General features: G+C 33.1%; 1 tRNA gene and 2 pseudogenes. All 3 read right to left on the reverse strand.

Annotated features, from left to right (window positions below):
• Positions 1–64: 64 nt before the first annotated feature.
• A tRNA-Ser gene (locus tag ACFIK4_RS04400) sits at positions 65–154 on the reverse strand.
• A 936-nt stretch (positions 155–1090) separates the two neighbouring features.
• Positions 1091–1686 (reverse strand): annotated as a pseudogene (locus ACFIK4_RS04405) (tyrosine-type recombinase/integrase).
• A gap of 143 nt (positions 1687–1829) precedes the next feature.
• Positions 1830–1937, reverse strand: a pseudogene (locus ACFIK4_RS04410) (exonuclease); the annotation flags it as partial.
• Positions 1938–2163 lie beyond the last annotated feature (226 nt).

Consider the following 2163-nt stretch of genomic DNA (forward strand, 5'->3'; position numbering starts at 1 on the left):
ACGAATCTCGCACCTTGAAAAAACACACATGAAATCAATAAGTTATAGCACCATAAAAGTGCTGTGGCGGAGGGGGTGGGATTCGAACCCACGGTACAGTCTCCTGCACGCCGGTTTTCAAGACCGGTGCCTTAAACCGCTCGGCCACCCCTCCAAACTAGATATGCTTTTTGACAAATTTCTTGTAAAAGGTCAATCATTTTAATACGCATTTTAAAGCGTTCTTTGTAAAACTATTTAAGTTTCAATTAAAATAATTCTTCATAAGTTAATTCTTTGAGTGTGTTATCTAAGAGTTTCATTTTTAAACATGATAGTTTTTTCTGAAAAATGAAAGGTAATTATGATATTTATCATTTTTTTCCTGTTTAAAAATTTTTTACAAAGCAATATTTTTTAAGTTCTAATGGTCGTTTTCGTAATAATAAGAAATGTTCAGTTGAAAATGTTTGATAAATTATATTAAATTTCGGTCGTGTATTTTTAAATTATTTTACCTTTCCAGATATTTATTCTATTTAGATCGGTCATATCTGCGAAAAGAAAATGTTATTGCTTTGACAGTTTATGAGAGATAAATTTGTAAGAATGACATATATATTCAAGCAAAATTTTTATTGAGTTTAAATAAGTACAATTCAATAAGAAAGCTCTTTAAAAGATTTTTATTTTTTAAATAAAAATATTCAGATATTTAATGCGTCTAAAGGGTATCTTGGAGGAAAGGGCTGATTTACACTATTTGAATAAAACGTTGTATAAGATTTGCATCGACAGTTTAAAACCTTTTCCAGATATGACTGAAAATTAGGTATATTTATAATGCTTTTTTCTTTAGGATAAGCAAAAAGGTAATTTGAATGGAAGAAAAGATTATTGAACGCTTAGATCAATAAATAGTTTGTTAAGGTCTTGCATAGTTTTTCAAGAATAGAACTTAAAAACGCTAAATTATGCAGAGGCAAAGAGCATAAACTTTAACAGACAAGGTTTTAAAAGCCGTTTCATTCACAAGTATGTGTAAAATAAAATATTTATGTCTAATATGAGAGAATAGGTTGTTCCTGATTCTATTGAGTTTTATTTGCCTCTATTCCTCATCTTTTTGAAGCTTTTTTATGGCTTCAAGAGCAAGTTTTTACGGTCTGCGCTCTTTGTGTAAAGAGATGTCATAGCATCATTTGTCCAGCCAAAAATTGCTTTGAGTTGTGATACTGTTGCACCAGAATTAACTGCGCGTGTTGCTGCTAATTTTCTTAAGCCATGTGCTGATTTTTTGATTCCCGCTACGTTACAAGCCTCACGAAAAAGGTTGCCAAAACTTTCTTTAACTAGTTTTACCTTCTTTACCACAAATGAATGTCTCTTCTCCAATCACATAACCTTCATAAGGATGAGTTCTTTTTGTTTTTTTGTAGCTTTAGTGTAGCTATGCCAATTAGAGCTGTTAAAGTATTGTTTAAGCAGCCATGCAAATAACCCTTCAACAAGTTTACCGGTTTTTGATTTAGGAAGTATAAGTCCTTGTAACTCGGCAAGTGCGCTTTTGTAGTTATCAACAAACTCTTGCGTTCCATAGGTACCGCGTATTCTAATGCGTGGTCCATGACCAATACGTACATACCATACAATTTTGCCATGTTGAGTAATTTGTTTAACGAGATGAGGAGGACGTGGTTTTGGCATGGTATTTTACATCTTAGAGAGTGCGGTTTCGTAATATTCATTCTTTGACAAATCTAAAAGTTTGTCTGGGTGGCTAACTGAATTTGGTATTGGAATATCTGCTTTAAGATAGATAAGCAGTTCACCGGTAGGTTTGNATAAGGTTAAGCAGCTTTTGTTGAGAGTTGTTGTATCTCTCGTTCTATCTCTGCTAAAAAGGTTTCAACAGCTTGATTGATCTGTTCAATTTGTTGATCATCACGGAAAAAACGGAAGAAGTCACCATCGCATTCCAAAAACCAGAGGGGTTTGATTCAATGAAAATGCGATTTTGTATCATACAACAAGTGTAGCAAATGAGTTGAGGGTAGAAATGTGGGCCGTTTCCTATGAGGAAGTTGAATGTTCAGGAAACATATGTGATTTTCACTTTAAAAATTCTTTGCCCAACAAAGAGGCAACTTATGGTAAGATAACTTTAGAAGATGGGATAGTATA

The organism is Bartonella sp. AP9QHHD, assembly GCF_042195625.1.
In the GTDB taxonomy this organism is placed as follows: Bacteria; Pseudomonadota; Alphaproteobacteria; order Rhizobiales; family Rhizobiaceae; genus Bartonella.